Source organism: Brevibacillus sp. BD137 (assembly GCF_041644655.1).
Lineage (GTDB): Bacteria > Bacillota > Bacilli > Brevibacillales > Brevibacillaceae > Brevibacillus > Brevibacillus brevis_D.
Genome location: NZ_JAOTNO010000004.1, coordinates 490149 through 507099, shown reverse-complemented (window position 1 = coordinate 507099; position 16951 = coordinate 490149). Strand labels below are relative to the sequence as shown.

The following is a 16951-nucleotide window of genomic DNA, read 5'->3' as shown; positions in this document are numbered from 1 at the left end:
TTCTAGCAGATTGTGCTTCTTCTATTTATACAGGCTATGGTTTGCTTACGATTGGGAAAGATGGCTTGAACAGCTCTTTTTCGCCCATCTGTTGATAGTCGCGCTCGACGTAGCCTAGACGCATTTTGTCAAAGTAACGCTGTCCTTTCGATCTGATCTCTTCCAGATCAACTCCTGGCAGGAGGCGGTCTTTCATCACGGTGCGCCCGGCGATGATGGAGAGCTTTACATCACGGCCTGAGCCACACGTGATGATCGTACGGATTGGATCATCAACCGCACCCATGTGAAAACCATCCAGATCGATGGCAATGATATCTGCTTTTGCCCCCGGCGCCAATCGTCCCAAATCATCCCTGCCAAGGAAGCGTGCACCGCCCAATGTCGCTGCGCGGTAAATATCCGCGTAGCTGGAATCCGCAACATCGCCTTCCACCAAACGGGACAGCATGCTGGCTGTGCGAATGTTTTGGATGAAGTCAGGCGGGAACGTATCTGTTCCAATCGCGATGTTGACGCCGCGACGCTTGTAACGGGCAAACGATTCGAGGGCCTCACCGTGGCGGCCGACTACGAGCGGGCAGTGAATCACGGTCGTACCTGTCTCTTGCAGGATTGCCAAATCGTCTCCCTCGCCGAATTTCGCTTTACTAAAGCCTGGAATAAAATGTGCGTGCGGAATTGCCGTTTTCTTTCCGAGGAAGCCGATCTCATTCAGGAACTGAATCGGTGATTTGTTATGACGACGATGGATTTCCGTATATTCATAGAGACCTTGTGCAGCATGCAGACGGATCGGACATCCGAGCTCCTCGCTGTAGTGCTTTGTGTTGATCAGGTTCTCTACAGACTGTGACTCGATTCGCTCTGGTGCCAGCATTCCACGGATGAGTCCGTCGTGAGCCCCATCGAAATCTTTGACAAATTGGACAGCCCGCTCCAGCCCTGCTTGGCCCTCCGCTTCGTTCCACAGTACTTCGATCTCTCCATTTGCCTTCACGACACGCATGCCGGACTGATAGCTCGGCCCCATGTACATACGCAATCCCAAGCGTCCTGCATGAACAGCTGCAGCTGCCAGCTCCTCATACGTTTCCGCCCAGCGCTTGTAGAAAACGGATGTAATCGGCATCGCAGTCGTTACTCCATTTAGAATCAGTTGACTATAGGCGTAAAGGGATTTGAATGCCTCTTCCTCAGGGGTCATTACCTCATGGTAGCCTTTACGGTAGTAGTCTTCCGACCAGAGCATGTTTTTGTTTCGAGCAGAGGCTTGCTCCAAATGTACGATGTCGTGATCAATATCACCCAACGCATTCAGGTCAATGAAGCCCGGACTGACTACTGCATTGCCCGCATCGATTACTTCATCTACCTCGCCATCAAAATGGTGCCCCACATACAAAATGGTGTCATTCTCGTAAACGACTTCCCCATCTTTGATAATCACATGATCTTCGCCGTCAAAACCGATGACATATTTTGCGGTTATTTTCTTTTTCATGATGATCCTCCCTACTCTTTCTCGTTCCGACCTCTCCACTCGGTTGTATCCTTCGTTATTATAGGAAATATTCTGTAAAATTTGTTTCAAAACCTTTACGTGTATTTGCACAATCTTTACTCCTTTTCGAAAACAGGCAAGATTCCATACAATACGTAAAGATCATGCAAAAACTAGTAAAAAAGATGAAAACCCTTGTTCAAAATATTCACTACAATTAAGAGAGACAGCTAGACTGGACTCTCATCCACTACTTTAAAGATAGAGAAAGGGCTGATTTCTAGTGATACAAGCTTTTTGGTTAACCAACGTCCGTCTCGATAAAGGATTTGAAACAGGAGACGACGGCGTCTTTCACACAATCTCGGAGATCTGTCATTTGAAAATCGAAGACGGCAAAATCGCAGAGATCGTATCCGCGACCGAACCACTCGACACCCCTTTACCGCAAGAAGATGCAAAAGGTTTATTGGCCCTCCCCTCTTTTGTTGAAAAGCATAATCATCTGGATAAAACGTATGCAGGCGCAACCTGGAAATCCTGCCTTCCTCCGAAAAAACTGATCGATCGCTTGGAGTTCGAAGCAAAAGAAATGCCGCTGATGACGGGGACGACCAAAGAGCGCGCACAAGCGATGCTCCAGCTCCATATCAGAGGCGGTGCCACACATGTGCGCACACACGTGAACATCGATCCATACATCGGGCTGAAAAACCTGGAGGGTGTGCGTACAGCCCTGGAAGAGTACAGCGATCGTCTGACGTATGAAATCGTTGCTTTCCCACAGCAGGGGCTCCTACGCACACAAGCAAGCTCCTTGATGAGACAAGCAATGAAGGAGGGCGCTACACTGGTTGGGGGCTTGGACCCGGCTGGGATTGATAATGAATTGGAAGGCTCCTTGCGTGAAATGATGGACATTGCGGTGGAAGCAGATGCGGATGTCGATATTCACCTGCATGATCCGGGGACACTCGGCTTTTATACGATCAAAAGACTGCTTGATCTAACCGAGGAAGCTGGCTGGCAGAACCGTATGGCAATCAGTCATGCCTTTGCGCTCGGAGATGTGTCGCTGGAGGAGTCCTCGGACATGGCAGACCGATTGTCCCAGCTGGGAACGATGATCATGACAACCGTTCCGATTAATCGTGCAATGCCACCTGTTCCGATGCTTCATGCCAAAGGCGTACAAGTCGCACTTGGTTATGATGGGTTCTACGATTCGTGGTCGCCATATGGTACAGGCGATATGCTGGATAAGCTAAACCGTCTGGTGGAGCGCTACCGTTGGGTCGATGAGAAATCATTGGTGCAATCGTTGTACTTCATCACCGGAGGAAAAACAACGCTCGATAAAGATGGCAACCGTGCATGGCCAAAGGTTGGCGACGAGGCGAGCATCGTGTTTGCAGAAAGCTCCTGCTCTGCGGAAGCGATTGCGAGAAAATCTCGTCGGGCTGCTGTTATGTTTAAGGGGAAAATTGTGCATGGTGCTTTGGAGAGAATGGAAGAAACAAAGTAGCCAGTTAGATACGAGGGCTTCGCTGATTTTTCAGGGGAGCCTTTTTTCTTTGGGTTTAAATCGAGCCTTTGGTGGTGGGGAGAAAAAAGAAGAAAACGCTCAAGTTCTTGGGCTACCTGCTATGGGGTCATCCCTGCCCAGCTCCATGGAAAAAAAGAAACCCGCGTCCAAAGTCGCGCCTCTGCGAAGTATTTCAGAGGTGGACGCTAAAGGCAGGTTTCTTTTTTTCCATTGCGCTTCGGTTGGTATCCCAAAGACTTTCGCTTATTTCTTCTTTTTTCTCTTGCCAGCTTGGGTGTTTGTTCGCGACTAAAAGCTTGAGCTATTGAACCCGTCTTTTATACCCAAGCCTTTTTTAAGAGCTTCACACCAAGCTGGATTTCATCAGTTGATAAATTACTGAAACCAAGTTTAATAATCGGTTCTTCCGTTTTGTTTTTTATAAAGAAGAGTGAAGTCGGATAGACTTTAACTCCCTGAAGGAACGCTTGTTGAATGAGCCATTCTTCTGAACGCTCCAGGTGAACTTTGACTAATACGTACAGACCAGACTGCTCCCCAATGATTGAAATATGGTGTTTGAAATGCTTCCTTAATTCATAGACGAAGTGCTGCATTTTTCGTTTATAAACAAGACGCATGCGTTTAATATGGCGATTCCATTCCCCTTCTTCCATAAATTTCGCCATGGCGAATTGGCTAAGGAGTGAAGTGGTGCTCTCGAAATGTGCGAATTGATTTTTATAACAGTTGATCAGTGGCTGTGGCAATACCATATAGCTTAAACGAATCCCTGGCAGAAAGCACTTCGAGAAGTTTCCGAGATAAATAACCCTCGTTGAATCGATGGAAGCGAGAGCCGGAAATGGTTGTTGGGTATAGCGGTATTCACTATCATAATCGTCTTCGATAATATACCCTTGCCTATTTTTTGCCCAATGCATGAGTGCGTGCCTTTGCTGAATGGGCATACTTACCCCATATGGACTGTGATGGGACGGCGCTACATAAATCAATCGTGATTTCATTTGTTCCAGGTGTGAAAAATCAGCACCTGTCTCATAAACGGGTAACGTTTCCAGTGTAAAACGATTTAATTGAAAAGCTTTCCTAGCGCCATCATAACCAGGGTCCTCCACAATCACGCTAGAAAAATCATGTTTCAGGACAAGACCGAGATACACCAGCATTTGTTGGGTACTACTGCCGATAATAATGGCATCTGGTTCTGTTCTCACCCCACGAGACTGGAGTAAATAGGCTGCAATCTGCTCACGCAGGCCCCATTCACCAAAAGGTTCCCCGTACCGAAAGCTGTCCTTTTCCGTTAATACCTGATTCGAAATCCTCCGCCACGTTTTTAAAGGGAAATGCGATTGATCGACAACGTCTGCGCGAAAATCAATGCGCACAGAGGGTACCGGCTCTGTTTGCTTGTGAGTAGAAGAGCTGCGGGCCTCATGAAATAAAACGGGCTCTAACTCATTCACAAAATAACCTTTTCGGCCTTCTCCACGAATATACCCTTCCGCAACCAGCTGTTCATACGCCATTAACGTTGTATTACGGCTTACATGTAAGGAATCTGCGAGTTGACGAATGGAGGGCAATGGCTCATCCGCCTTTATGTCGCCTTGTTCAATAAATGCTTTAAATTTCTCATAGATTTGTTTGTATTTAGGAGAGCTATCCTTGAATGTAAAAATGGTATTTTTCATTTGCAACCCTTCTGACATGTATATTTGTTTGTTATTGTATCTTTTTTTATGTCAGTTTGTATAATACGCTTGGTTCAAATACAAGTTGAAAGGATGGTTACTATGTACATTCCTAAGCTATATCGCATGGAACATGATGAGGCCGTTCAAATGATGAAGGCTAACCCGTTTGCCCTATTGATTACCGTTGATGAACATCGCCCGTTGGCTACACATATCCCGTTGGAAATTCGTGAAGAGGAAGGGAAAATCTATGCAACTGGGCATATCGCATACGGAAACATGCAGAAAAAAACGTTGGATAACAATCAAGATGTTTTGCTGATTTTTCAAGGACCACACGCTTATATTTCGTCAAGCTGGTATGAGAGTGAACAGGTTCCCACATGGGACTATCTCGCTGTACATGCGTATGGGACAGCACGTATTCTCACGAAGGATGAACTCAAGTCGGCTTTGGATACGATGCTGACACACTATGAATCTCACAGAGAAAATGGTCGGCTCTGGGAGACATTTGATCCTGAATGGCTTGAGAGAGAAATGAAAGGAATCGTTGGTTTTGAAATTGAAATCACCTCGATCCAAGGGGCAGCCAAAATGAGCCAAAATCGCAACAACACCGATTATCAATCGATTGTGACAGAGCTTGAAAAATCAAAGGATCAAGAGGAAATTCAGGTTGCTCAGTGGATGCGTGAGCAACGAAAAGAGTTATTTAAGTGATCAGCCTATAGATACAACAAGGAGTTGCTTCTTATGGAGTTTTCAACTATTTGGCTATTTGTCGTTGCCGCTTCTACATTGTTACTCATACCTGGACCAGCTGTGCTCTATATTATGGCAAGAAGTATCGATCAAGGGAAGAAAGCAGGTCTCGTATCAGTTCTTGGAGTGTCTCTTGGTGGTTCTGTTCACGTTTTAGCTGGTGCAATCGGAGTTTCTGCGATCCTTATGACATCAGCAACAGCCTTTCATATCGTGAAATACTTGGGCGCTGCTTATCTTATCTATTTGGGGTGCAAGGCATTATTTTCAAAATCTGATAGCACGGCTTCCGAAACTCCAAAAGCCCCTCGCAAAAAATTACGTAAGATTTTTTACGAATCAGCGCTTGTGGAGATAATGAACCCCAAGACAGCACTCTTCTTTTTAGCCTTCTTTCCACAATTCATATCACCTACTGCTGGGTCAGTCACCGTTCAATTTTTGCTGTTAGGAACGATATTTATTATCCTCGCTTTTATTAGCGATGGTCTGTATGCCGTTCTCGCAGCAAGCATGAGAAAGCGGATTGTGGGTAGTACAGCGAGTTCAAAGGTAATGAATCGGATCACTGGTTATTTTTATATTGCTCTCGGGATTTTCTCCGCCTTTGCGAGCCCCTCCAAAACATAATCGACGAAATGAAACGGAGAGATAGGTTATGTCCAGATTTATTATTGAAGATGATTTTTGGTCGTTATTTCCGCATGCAAAAATAGGCATCGTGATATGTCAGGGGATTGATAATTCAAGGAGGGACGTTGAAAAATACGAGCAACTGCTGCAGGAGGCAGAAAAAGAAGCACACAAATTTTTACACGTGGAGGAATTTAGCAGTAATCCTGTCATTTCCGTTTGGCGAGAAGCTTTTCAGAAATTCAAGACCAAGAAAGGGGCAAGGAGTTCCATTGAAGCTTTATTAAAAAGAGTGAAAAATGGCAATCCGATCGGAAGCATAAACCCGCTTGTTGACATCTATAATTCCATTTCCTTGCGTTATGGATTTCCCTGTGGTGGAGAAGATATCGACACTTTTGTAGGCGATATTCGGCTGACACAAGCAAAAGGCAACGAACCGTTTCTCCCATTGGGAAGTAGTGAAAATGCTTCGCCATATGAAGGGGAAATTGTTTATAAAGATGATGACGGTGCCATATGCAGATGCTGGAATTGGCGTGAAGCTCAGAGGACGATGCTAACAGAAAACACGAAAAATGCATTCCTCTGTATAGAATTAATCGATGAAACAAGAATCGATGAATTCCATATGGCACTAAAAGAATTATCTGATCTCGTGCCACATCATCTTGGTGGTAAGGTGAAGCTGGAAGTGTTCGATATCAATCATAAGGAAATGACCATCTTTGATTAAGGTCAAATGGCAGCCAAATGCACTGGCTACAGGGCCTAGCGTGGCTCCAGTCTAGAACTTTATTATCCAACTTTATTTTCAATGAACAATTGGGACAGTTAGTAATAACTTCCTGTCCCCTCCTTAACGAGAAGAACCTCCTATCTCTTTGACAGGAGGTTACGTACGTTATCCATTGACGCAATTTGAGTATCTACCCTTTTACCTGAACCGGGAATACTGCTTTTTTTCCTTGAAAGGTTGCGATGATTTGCACTTTTCCCTTCTCTTTGGCCGTAACTCGTCCATTCTCGTCAACCACGGCCACTGCTTCGTTGGAAGAGGTCCATCGAATCCCGTTCGTCAGAGCTTCTTTGGTATCGTCATCATAAACGGCCGTAACCTTAAGTTCTTCCGTATCGCCTTTATCCAGTTTCAGTTTGTGTATTTGCATTTGCGGCTCAAGGGAGACGATGGTTTTTGTTTTGCCGTATTTGATCAGATAGATGTCTCGCTTGTCTGCCATTGTTGTGCTTTTTTCCCAATATTCCCCCAGTAACAAATACTGGTCATTTCCCTGGGGAACCGCATTAGCAACGCGTATTTGCGGGAACGAGATCGTTCTCTCCCACAAAAGGTCGCCAGATTGATCCAACTTCTTGAAATTCCATTTGGAAGGGTCAGCGTTTATCGAATCCGTCATCCCGATCAGCATATAGCCATCATCCGCTGTCTCGGACAACGATAAGCCTCTTTCTCCGTCCGACACTTCTCCGTTTCCCACTTCGGTATCGTAAAGCTTCTGCCAAACAACTTTCCCCTCCGCATCGATATGCCACGCAACGATGTCATCGAAACTCGGGTCAGAGTTGAAGCGGTTGGTGTATCCGGTGACGAGAAGCCCTCCATCGGTCGCAGGGAGGACTGATTTGATTGTGATCGAACCTTTCTGTTCGTAGGTATGTTCCCAAAGCTTGTCCGCTTCTTTGGACAGCTTTGCCACATACAGATGAGCATCACCGGAGAACACACTGCCTTGGACAAACATTTCCCCGCTTTTGGTAACATAAATCCGATGAGCCGAGTTGCTCAACGGCTTATCCCATTCGATTTCACCTGATGCTGCAATCTTCACGATATTGTACAGGCTCTGTCCGCTCTCTTCGAGGTATTTATGTCCAACTGCGACCACACCACCGTCGGATGTTTCGGCGAAATCGCTGTACAACAGGAAGTATCTATCCGGTATCATCGCCCCTCCTTCTACCTCAATTGCTTTCGTCCACTCCTCATCTCCGGTTTCACTCAATTTGATCAGCTGCAACTTATCCGGCTCCGAGCGCAGCACTCCCATCACTAGATATCCGCCTTCTTTCGCCTGCTCCACGTCGGCGATAAAGAACTCTTCCGGCATACGCTTTGACCATTCTTCCCGTCCCGTTCCATCTGCTTTCACCAGCAAAGGGGGGAGTATGCGATAAGCACTGTTCGTCCCGTTTGCCCAGACCAGCCCACCGCCATCTTTCGTCGGGACGACCTTTTGGACCAATTCCCGCGTCTCCTCTTTGGTATAACGCTGTTCCCATTTCAGTTGGATTTCATCATCGGCAGCGGAAGCTTGTCCGATCAGACAGAGCGATGCCGCCAACGAGAAGGCAAACATCCGGATCAAGAACCGCCGGCAACGGAAATGATTCTTTTCCCTTGTTCTCATGTTTTCCACACTCCATTTTTAGAGATATTGGAAATGTTTTTCCAACCTATTACTACTTATATAAGAGCATGGCAATCTTGTACAGTAACCTTATTCCTAGGCAATAACACGGAAGCACGCCTTCATTCAGCCTTTTTCCTGAATCTTCCTACTTTGTGACTACTGGAGGGGATTACGCATACGAACGGGATTTCGATGAAATGGATAAATTCCCAACTGCATTCTCTGGATTGTACCCACTTTTCTCTTCGGTTCAGCCTATCGTCAGTGGAGCATTGCATAAAAATAATTCCACCATGTTGCCAAACATAACTATATTTAAGACGCAGCCCATAATAAAAAAAGCAGTGGTTTAAGACCTGAAAATTAAGTCTAAGACTACCGCTACTGTTTCAGCCTGTTATTCAACTAACGATGCCGGTTAGCTTAATAACCATATCCTGACTTTAGAACATTCCATTCTCATTGGGGGAATCAGCCGGTATGGGTTGGCCTACATCCCACATTTCAACGATTTGGTCGTTATGGAAACGGAAGATATGAACCACAGCTCCCCCAAGATCCTCTTGGTTTTGCTTCACATGAGAATGAACGGCAACGATATCCCCCTCTTCGATGGCACGTTTCACTTCGAGAATCTTATGTGGATTCTTTGCGGCGTTCTCTTCCATTGCCAGCATGAGAGAATGAGCATCGCCACGGAAAAAGGGATTATGGTGGCGGAAATTCGGACTCGTGTATCTTTGGTATGCTTCTCGCACATTCCCCGACGCTACCAGTTGCAAAAACGACACCGCATTCTCTTTGAGAGTAGTCCTCATAACAAATCATCCTTTCTTTAATAAACACACCCGTTCGTACGACACATCTATCTATGCCCAACTTTTTGCATGTTGTAACGTTATCGCAATAAACTCCGTCATCGCCGGAGAAATCCACTTGTTTTTGTGATAAACGACTTGCGCGATAATAGCAGGAAAGCTACTGTCACAGGGAATGATTTTTACCTTTTCTTGATCAATTTCCTCTTTTACCGTCATTAACGGTAAACAAGTGATACCAAGCCCGCTCCTTACACATCGTTTGATTGCCTCGATGCTCCACAGTTCCATCATTTGTGAAAAGGCAAGCCCGTGTTCTTCCAGGTATTTTTCGAACATCGCACGATAAATACAGTCTTTCCCATTCGCAATAAAGACCTCCCCAAGCTTTTGATCACTGCCGTTTTTACCTAGCGCATTGATTGGAGTTTCAGGACCTCCCACTACAACCACAGGCTCTTCTTTTAAAGAATGAGCGATGAAATTCGGATCACGTAATTCTGGTAGCATGACAAACGCGACATCCGCACTTCCATTCAGTAGCGCTTTTTGATTATCTCCACAGGAGGCATTGCTTAGCTGGATACTCACTTGGGGATATTTCTTCCGATATTCACGCAAGATAGGTTCCAAGCGATAGACCGTTATCGACTCAGGAGCCGCTATTTTCAACTCTCCTCGCACGTCCTCCGCGTCACTTGCTATGCTTTCAATCTTGCCATACGTATTTAGTATTTCTTCGGTATACCCAATTAACCTTTTCCCCACATCCGTCAGCTTTACTTTTCGCCCCATACGATCAAACAGAGGTGCCCCTATATGTTCTTCGAGCGCTTGAATATGAGAAGTCACAGTAGATTGCGTGTAACCTAGTTGCTCTGCTGCCTGAGTGAAGCTTCCCGATTCCACGACTTTTTTGAATGTGACAAAATGGCGTATTTCCATACTCTTACCCGCCTTCCCCCGAAAACAATCTTTACTATCATAAAAATCAATGGATTCCTTCATTTATTTCGTTTTTACCGATAGATACGACCTATATTACAATCAATCATGGAACGTATTCAACTGCTCACGATTGAAAGGAGAGATTTCCTCTATGAATGTTGCAGCCTTCCTTTCCTATCTCCTAATTACTTCGATTACCCCCGGCCCTAGTAATCTTTTGGTGATGAATGAAGCAAGAAGATATGGAATCAAAGGTGCGATCCCCTTCTTTTTTGGAATTATGACCGGGTTTATTATTCTTGGTGTAGCCACTTCTCTATTAACAACGAGTCTGTATCAGTGGATTCCGACAGTAGAACCTTACTTTAAGGTCGTAGGTGCCGCGTATTTATTGTATTTGGCATGGCAAATTGTATTTTCAAAGAAGAAGAATCATCTTGCTACCGATAGCGAGTCATCTTTTTTCTCTGGGCTGTTTTTTCAACTCCTCAATGTAAAGAGCATTTTGTATTTTTTAACGGCAATGTCTACCTTTATTCTTCCGTACCATGATTCACAAGCAGCTATGCTTTTTTTCATGTGTATAACCATACTGATTGGGTGCGCAGCGTTATTATTGTGGGCCATATGCGGGGCGGCCTTTCAAAAGGTTTTCGCCAAATACGATAAGCAAATCAACATGGTCATGTGTTTGTTGCTCATCTATTCTGTCATTACCATTTTCTAGAGGAAACCGCTCATCTTGCCTGCTACGTTGAGGTATAATGGTTCAAGGCAAAGGGGGCGGGAAGCTGTGGCATGGTTAATCGGTCTGGCCTGTAGCGCTGGGATTGCGGGGGCGGCTTATGTAAAACGGTCGCTGTCTGGTTCCGGCTTTTTGGCGGCGGTGATATTGGGCACCGTGATGTACGCACTCGGAAGCCCTATCTGGTTCGGCTCCCTCATCGCTTTTTTTGTCTCGTCCACCTTATTATCCAAGTGGAAAAAGCATAAAAAGGAAGAGGCCGAGAGCGGTTATGAGAAAACAGGGAGACGCGATGCTGGCCAGGTGCTCGCAAACGGCGGGCTCGGGTTGCTGGTATGTATGGCAAATTGGGCGTGGCCGCATCCGCTATGGTGGTACGCGTTCCTCGGCGTGATGGCGGCGGTCACAGCCGATACATGGGCGACAGAAATCGGCGGCTTAAGCCGGAAGCCTCCGCGATCGATCAAGACGGGGCAGCGTGTTCCGCCTGGTACTTCTGGCGGTGTTTCTAGTCTGGGCATGGGTGCTTCGCTTGTCGGTGGACTATTTATCGGCGGTGTAGCTTGGTTACTGCTTGCGGTAGCCGGTCAACCCGCACCGGATGTGATCACACCTGCCCTTAGACTGGTAGCGTGGATCGGCATAGCAGGACTGGCGGGCCTGGTAGGGTCACTGGTCGATTCATGGATCGGTGCAACATGGCAACAAATGTACCGTTGCAGCGTTTGCGGTCGTGAAATCGAGCAGGCCCGTCACTGCGGCAAGCCAGCCGTGCGAATCCGCGGTCGCGCTGGTTGGAACAACGATGCCGTCAATGTCGCTGGCTCACTTGCAGGTGGTGCTTTCGCCGTCTTATTGGCGCTGGCAATCGGCTTGCTGTTTGACCTATGACTTATAAAAAAACGGAAAGACTTCGTATCACCAAACGATACTGAGTTTTTCCGTTTCTTTATGTTGAGGCACAAGTCTAGGCGATTTTCGTCACTTTCTTCGCGTTCTGTACCATTTTTGAGACACACGCCCAAAGTATAATCCCAATAAGGAGAAAGCCGACATTCATGCTGATGACGCCTCCCCATCCGTATGCGGACCAAAACATTCCTCCGAGTGTTCCTCCTACACTTGAACCCGTGTAGTAGAAAAATAAATACAAAGAAGAGGCCTGTGCTTTGTTCTGTAAAGCAAGCTGTCCTACCCAGCTGCTTGCAACCGCATGCGCTCCAAAAAATCCAAAAGTAAAAAATCCAAGTCCTACGATCTTCATCATAAGATTCGCTTCCCACGTCAAACAGACACCAATCAAGGCAAGGAATAAGCTTGTGAATAACAGCCTTTGCTTACCGTGACGATCTATTAATTTTCCTGTCCAGACGGAGCTGAACATCCCGATGATCATAATGAAAAATGTCCAGCTTATATGTGATTGGCTCAGTGAATAGGGCTTCTCGAGCAATACATAAGCGATGTAATTGAACAACGCTACATTACTCCCTAAAAGGATAAAGCCGATGACAAATAAACAAATAAGACTTGGAGCCTTTAGATGGTCCATTAAAGACAGACCTAACTTTCGCATGACGAATGGGCGTGCTTCGAAATTTTGTGAAGGCGGTAAGGTGTTCCAAAAAACCAGTGTGGCAGCCAAACTGATGAGGCCAATTCCCCCTATTGCGATCTGCCAGCCGAAGTAGTCACTCATCATGCCTGAGAAAACCCTGCCAAACACAGCACCAATTGAATTGCCGCATATATAGAGACCCATAGCCGCTCCCAAACTTTTGGATTCGATTTCTTCTCCAAGATAGGCCATTGCTATGGAGGGTAAACCCGCCAATGAAATACCTTCAATCGTTCGCATTACCAAGAGAACATGAAAATTCGAACTGAATGCTGTGAGAATACAAAACACAGACGAAGCGAGCATGGAAACGATCATGATTGGCTTGCGTCCCCATACTTCAGACAACGAACCAAAAATGAGCATACTGACAGCAAGAACCATTGTCGTAATGGAGAGGGAAAGGCTTGCTGTCGTTGGACTAACCGCAAATTCCTTTGAAAATTCTGGCATCAAAGGCTGTACGCAGTAAAGAATCGCAAACGTATTGAAACCAGCGGCAAAAAAAGCAAAGCTTGTCTTGCGGAAGAGTGATGTGCCTTGTTGTATCATGTGATCACCATATCATTTCAGGATGATTATGGTTTCATGGTACCACCATTTATTTATGATGTATAATTCATTATAATCATGTTTTTCATGCATTCATGTAATGAAAAATCCGAACGGAAAGTGGTGCTTTCGAATGGAATGGCAACAGTTCGAATATTTTCAAACCCTGGCAAGAATCCAACACGTGACACATGCTGCCGAAGCTCTTTCGATTTCCCAGCCTGCCCTCAGTCGTTCGATTGCCCGATTTGAGGATGAAATAGGCGTGCCTCTATTTGACCGTCAGGGACGTTCGATTCGACTCAATAAATATGGTCAGCTCTTTTTAAAGCGAGTCGAAAATATGATGAAGGAATTTCATGAAGGAAAACAAGAAATCATGGATTTACTTGATCCAGATTAGGGAGAGGTGTCTCTTGGATTTCTGCACACGTTAAGTACGAGTCGAATCCCTGATTTACTTGCTTCTTTTCGCTCCCACTACCCAAACATTCATTTTCGACTCGGACAAGGTCCCTCCCATACGCTTATGAATCAGTTGCAAGGAGGAGAATTTGATCTTTGTCTACTTGCTCCTATGGATATGAAATCTCCCTTTGTATGGAAGCCGCTTTGGGATGAAGAGCTTTTTGTGATTGTCCCCAAAGACCACAAATATGCAAATCGTACCTCCATTACTTTGAAAGAGATTGCAGATGAATCCTTTATCCATTTAAAAGAAGGATACTCCCTTCGTATCACTGTCGAGCAATTGTTTCAAGAAGCGGGAATTACACCTCCCATTACATTTGAAGGAGAGGAAGCAGATACCGTTGCAGGGCTGGTCGCTGCTGGATTGGGAATCTCCCTTTTGCCCAATTTAAAGGGAACGGACCAGAGTAAGATTACACAAATCCCTGTCAAAAGCCCGAAGTGCCAACGGACAATTGGAATTGCTTGGGTAGAAGGGAGATATTTATCACCTGCCACTGAAAAATTTCAACAATTTGTTATGGATCATGCCTGCGATTTTGAATAGGAATGGGTGAATCTACGACTCCCCCGCTTGCCTTGATTGCCGTCGCCAACTCATGAGTACCAAAGACAATGAGATTGTCGTGAGGATCATGCCAAGCACTTGCAAACCCTCGGTGCTAAACGTATCTCCCATTACAATGCTAATCAATAATGAGGAGAGAATGGTTCCCAGGTATCTCGATGTATTAAATAATCCGGATGCGACGCCAATGATTTCTTTTGGAGAGCTTTTGAACAAGGCTGCTTGCATTCCGACATTGTTTAACCCGTTACTAATGCCGAATGTCGCTAACGCCACACAAACACTGACGACCTGTGCATCTTGGTTGAACATCACGAGCCACAATGACCCAAATGTCATCAGTATGGCGGATGCTAACAATGCTGGCCGAGGTCCTGAGTGATCAATCCATCGTCCTGCTAGTGGAGACACAATGAGTGAGCATAAACCTAAGCTGAGCATGAGCATTCCAGTATGAAACTCGCTGATATGACGAACCATTTGCAAGTAGGACGGAAGCCCGAAAAAAAGCGAATAAAAAAGGACGTTAACGAGCATGAATTCGATATTGACCCACGTCATCGCAGGGTACTTCGCGAATGTCCTTAGAGGAATAAACGGAGAAGTTGTTTTTAACTCATGTCGTACGAAAGCCCCCAATGCAACGAGGCCGATCCCTCCAACCATGATATGCCACCAAGAGACATGCCCCGATGATTTTGCTGACAATAATCCAACGAGCAGTGCAACCAGACCGACTGCGAAGAGCACGATCCCTGTTGCATCAATCAGCTCCAACCATTTTCGAAAGGACATGTTTTGTGCAACAGATGCTGTCAATTCATCCTTTGGAATCATCCTCCAGGCTAAGAGGAAGCTCGCCACCACGAACGGAAGATTAATGAGAAAGATCGCAGACCAATCCCAATAATGAAGCAATACTCCGCCAATAAAAGGTCCAATCGCTGCTGCTCCAGATAGGAATATGGACAGTACGGAAAGCGCAGTCGCTTGCTTCTCCGTAATATGAATTCGTACAATCGCCATTCCAACGGCAACCATCATGCTTGTTCCGATCGATTGCACAATTCGGAATACAATGAGCCACCCGAAGCTTGGTGATAATGGAGCCAATAAGGAAGCAACGAAAGATACGACAAGCCCGGTAAGAAATATCTTCTTGCGGCCGAACAAATCACTTGCCTTTCCCATGACAGGTTGAGCGATTGCACTCGCAATGTAGAACGAGAAAATCATCCACGAAACAACCGTGAAATCAAGACGGTACACATTTTGCAGCCTTGCAATCGCAACAGAAATCATCGAAGAATTTAATGGGTTCAACAATATCCCTAGTCCAACGGAAATCATCAACCACCTGTTGTGAGCCCCCATTTCCAGCCCTCCTTAAAGCGTTTTGATGATATCGTACTGGAAATCAAACATTTACTCCAACGCATTTCGTGTTATGATTTCATGGATTGAAAGGAATGAATGGAGGAGCTACATGGAACTTCTTCAACTGCAATACTTTCTTACCGTAGCTCGTATGGAGCATGTGACCGAAGCTGCACGAAGTCTGCACGTGACTCAATCGTCTCTAAGCAAAACGATTCAACGATTAGAGGAGGATCTGGGAGTCCCTCTCTTTGATCGTACAGGGAGAAAGCTGCGTCTGAATGGGTTCGGAAGCAAATTCCTCAGCAGGGTGGAAAGAGCCTTGTTTGAATTGGAACAAGGGAAACTGGAGCTTCACGATTTGTCCAACCCGGAGCATGGTACGCTTGAATTAGCGGTGACTACGGCAAGCACGCTGCCCAATATCCTTCGCGAATTTCGGAAAAAGCGGCCCGATATCCAATTCCATGTACAAATGCTCACCACGCAGGAAATGGTTACGCTTCTTCATAGAGGAGAGGTCGATTTTTGCTTGTCCTCCCCTCCTATCCAAGACGATGACATTGAATGTGAAATCGTGTTCATTGACCCTATCCTCGTAGCTGTTCCAAGGGGACATCGACTAGCAGACCGAAGTATCGTATCTTTGACAGAGCTGAAGGATGAATCGTTTGTCGGTGTAAAAAAAGGGTACGGTACACGCGATTTCGTAGACGCTATATGCAAGTCGGTTGGATTTGTACCTACCTATGTGTATGAGGGAGATGAACCTGCACGGTTGATTCAGCTGGTGGAAGCAGAAATTGGCATAGCCTTCATCCCCAGCACGGCAAGAGATTCTCGTGAACAAATCACGTATCTAAGAGTCGAGAATCACGAATTGGTTCGGGAAATCGCATTATTATGGAACAAGAGTCGGTACATTTCGCGAGCTGCCCAAGAATTCCGTGAGGTTGTTGTCGATTATTTTGGAAATGTTTGCAAACTTGAGGGGTGATGAATCATGAAATTTCACGATTGTCCTACTTGTAATACCAACAGTCAAGAATGTATGATCGTCATCGAGAATGCGTTGCACCCTACAGCAGAGAGATTAACGTGCAGGAAATGTTCCTGGAGCGGAAAGTGGTCGGACATGAAAGTGCGCGAGATTCCAGACGAACCAATCCCGGGTGTCGAACCGATTACCGACTATGGTGTGCTACATTCAGATCAAATTCGACTTCGCTATACAGGTGGTTGTTGCCCTCATTGTGGGGGAGATGATCCTTTAT

General features: G+C 45.7%; 15 protein-coding genes and 1 pseudogene. 9 read left to right on the top strand and 7 right to left on the bottom strand.

The window, feature by feature from the left end; genetic code table 11:
- Positions 1-34 precede the first annotated feature (34 nt).
- A complete protein-coding gene (locus ODZ53_RS12370; protein WP_372677362.1) occupies positions 35-1504 on the bottom strand; it encodes an amidohydrolase family protein in 1470 nt (489 codons plus the stop codon).
- A 283-nt stretch (positions 1505-1787) separates the two neighbouring features.
- Here ODZ53_RS12370 and ODZ53_RS12365 point away from each other — a divergent pair, with 283 nt between their 5' ends.
- Both ODZ53_RS12365 and ODZ53_RS12360 read left to right on the top strand, forming a co-directional pair.
- Positions 1788-3029, top strand: a complete 1242-nt coding sequence (locus tag ODZ53_RS12365; protein ID WP_372677360.1) for an amidohydrolase family protein — start codon at positions 1788-1790, stop codon at positions 3027-3029.
- Complete coding sequence (locus ODZ53_RS12360) at positions 2995-3342, top strand: hypothetical protein (protein ID WP_372677358.1); 348 nt, start codon at positions 2995-2997, stop codon at positions 3340-3342. Before ODZ53_RS12365 ends, ODZ53_RS12360 begins: the two co-directional genes overlap by 35 nt.
- A gap of 25 nt (positions 3343-3367) precedes the next feature.
- Here the strand turns inward: ODZ53_RS12360 and pdxR are convergent, their stop codons facing one another.
- Positions 3368-4747 (bottom strand): MocR-like pyridoxine biosynthesis transcription factor PdxR, encoded by a 1380-nt coding sequence (gene pdxR, locus ODZ53_RS12355; RefSeq protein ID WP_372677356.1) that lies wholly within the window; start codon positions 4745-4747, stop codon positions 3368-3370.
- A 102-nt stretch (positions 4748-4849) separates the two neighbouring features.
- On the opposite strand from pdxR, the gene ODZ53_RS12350 reads away from it, so the two are divergent.
- Genes ODZ53_RS12350 through ODZ53_RS12340 form a run of 3 tightly spaced genes read left to right on the top strand, consistent with a single transcriptional unit; the run spans position 4850 to position 6884 of the window.
- The gene (locus ODZ53_RS12350; RefSeq protein WP_372677354.1) at positions 4850-5473 is read left to right on the top strand and encodes an FMN-binding negative transcriptional regulator; all 624 of its coding nucleotides are present in this window, start codon (positions 4850-4852) and stop codon (positions 5471-5473) included.
- Positions 5474-5506: 33 nt separating this feature from the next.
- A complete protein-coding gene (locus ODZ53_RS12345) occupies positions 5507-6145 on the top strand; it encodes a LysE family translocator (protein ID WP_372677352.1) in 639 nt (212 codons plus the stop codon).
- A 28-nt stretch (positions 6146-6173) separates the two neighbouring features.
- A complete protein-coding gene (locus ODZ53_RS12340) occupies positions 6174-6884 on the top strand; it encodes a B3/B4 domain-containing protein (protein WP_372677350.1) in 711 nt (236 codons plus the stop codon).
- Between the two features lie 193 nt (positions 6885-7077).
- On the opposite strand, the gene ODZ53_RS12335 is transcribed toward ODZ53_RS12340, so the two are convergent.
- The 3 genes from ODZ53_RS12335 to ODZ53_RS12325 form a co-directional block, all read right to left on the bottom strand.
- On the bottom strand, positions 7078-8577 hold the full coding sequence (locus ODZ53_RS12335; protein WP_372677348.1) for an Ig-like domain-containing protein: 1500 nt from the start codon (positions 8575-8577) through the stop codon (positions 7078-7080).
- 446 nt (positions 8578-9023) lie between these two features.
- On the bottom strand, positions 9024-9398 hold the full coding sequence (locus tag ODZ53_RS12330) for a nuclear transport factor 2 family protein (RefSeq protein ID WP_372677346.1): 375 nt from the start codon (positions 9396-9398) through the stop codon (positions 9024-9026).
- Between the two features lie 51 nt (positions 9399-9449).
- A complete protein-coding gene (locus ODZ53_RS12325) occupies positions 9450-10343 on the bottom strand; it encodes a LysR family transcriptional regulator (RefSeq protein ID WP_372677344.1) in 894 nt (297 codons plus the stop codon).
- A gap of 154 nt (positions 10344-10497) precedes the next feature.
- On the opposite strand from ODZ53_RS12325, the gene ODZ53_RS12320 reads away from it, so the two are divergent.
- Both ODZ53_RS12320 and ODZ53_RS12315 read left to right on the top strand, forming a co-directional pair.
- Positions 10498-11073, top strand: coding sequence for a LysE family transporter (locus ODZ53_RS12320; protein ID WP_372677342.1), 576 nt, complete (start codon positions 10498-10500; stop codon positions 11071-11073).
- A 66-nt stretch (positions 11074-11139) separates the two neighbouring features.
- Complete coding sequence (locus ODZ53_RS12315; protein ID WP_372677340.1) at positions 11140-11982, top strand: DUF92 domain-containing protein; 843 nt, start codon at positions 11140-11142, stop codon at positions 11980-11982.
- 76 nt (positions 11983-12058) lie between these two features.
- Here ODZ53_RS12315 and ODZ53_RS12310 read toward each other — a convergent pair whose 3' ends face one another.
- Complete coding sequence (locus ODZ53_RS12310) at positions 12059-13261, bottom strand: MFS transporter (RefSeq protein WP_372677338.1); 1203 nt, start codon at positions 13259-13261, stop codon at positions 12059-12061.
- Between the two features lie 133 nt (positions 13262-13394).
- On the opposite strand from ODZ53_RS12310, the pseudogene ODZ53_RS12305 reads away from it, so the two are divergent.
- Positions 13395-14279, top strand: a pseudogene (locus tag ODZ53_RS12305) (LysR family transcriptional regulator).
- 12 nt (positions 14280-14291) lie between these two features.
- Here ODZ53_RS12305 and ODZ53_RS12300 read toward each other — a convergent pair.
- Positions 14292-15674, bottom strand: a complete 1383-nt coding sequence (locus ODZ53_RS12300) for an MFS transporter (protein WP_372677336.1) — start codon at positions 15672-15674, stop codon at positions 14292-14294.
- A gap of 112 nt (positions 15675-15786) precedes the next feature.
- On the opposite strand from ODZ53_RS12300, the gene ODZ53_RS12295 reads away from it, so the two are divergent.
- Positions 15787-16674 carry a LysR family transcriptional regulator gene (locus ODZ53_RS12295; protein WP_372677334.1) on the top strand — a complete coding sequence of 296 codons (888 nt, stop codon included), beginning with the start codon at positions 15787-15789 and terminating at the stop codon, positions 16672-16674.
- The last annotated feature ends 277 nt before the right edge of the window (positions 16675-16951 follow it).

Bases quoted from the DNA above. Each gene is read 5' to 3' on its own strand.
- ODZ53_RS12370 (WP_372677362.1), bottom strand. From the start codon at position 1,504: ATGAAAAAGAAAATAACCGCAAAATATGTCATCGGTTTTGACGGCGAA.
- ODZ53_RS12360 (WP_372677358.1), top strand. From the start codon at position 2,995: ATGGTGCTTTGGAGAGAATGGAAGAAACAAAGTAGCCAGTTAGATACG.
- pdxR (WP_372677356.1), bottom strand. From the start codon at position 4,747: ATGAAAAATACCATTTTTACATTCAAGGATAGCTCTCCTAAATACAAA.
- ODZ53_RS12350 (WP_372677354.1), top strand. From the start codon at position 4,850: ATGTACATTCCTAAGCTATATCGCATGGAACATGATGAGGCCGTTCAA.
- ODZ53_RS12345 (WP_372677352.1), top strand. From the start codon at position 5,507: ATGGAGTTTTCAACTATTTGGCTATTTGTCGTTGCCGCTTCTACATTG.
- ODZ53_RS12340 (WP_372677350.1), top strand. From the start codon at position 6,174: ATGTCCAGATTTATTATTGAAGATGATTTTTGGTCGTTATTTCCGCAT.
- ODZ53_RS12335 (WP_372677348.1), bottom strand. From the start codon at position 8,577: ATGAGAACAAGGGAAAAGAATCATTTCCGTTGCCGGCGGTTCTTGATC.
- ODZ53_RS12330 (WP_372677346.1), bottom strand. From the start codon at position 9,398: ATGAGGACTACTCTCAAAGAGAATGCGGTGTCGTTTTTGCAACTGGTA.
- ODZ53_RS12325 (WP_372677344.1), bottom strand. From the start codon at position 10,343: ATGGAAATACGCCATTTTGTCACATTCAAAAAAGTCGTGGAATCGGGA.
- ODZ53_RS12320 (WP_372677342.1), top strand. From the start codon at position 10,498: ATGAATGTTGCAGCCTTCCTTTCCTATCTCCTAATTACTTCGATTACC.
- ODZ53_RS12310 (WP_372677338.1), bottom strand. From the start codon at position 13,261: ATGATACAACAAGGCACATCACTCTTCCGCAAGACAAGCTTTGCTTTT.
- ODZ53_RS12300 (WP_372677336.1), bottom strand. From the start codon at position 15,674: ATGGGGGCTCACAACAGGTGGTTGATGATTTCCGTTGGACTAGGGATA.
- ODZ53_RS12295 (WP_372677334.1), top strand. From the start codon at position 15,787: ATGGAACTTCTTCAACTGCAATACTTTCTTACCGTAGCTCGTATGGAG.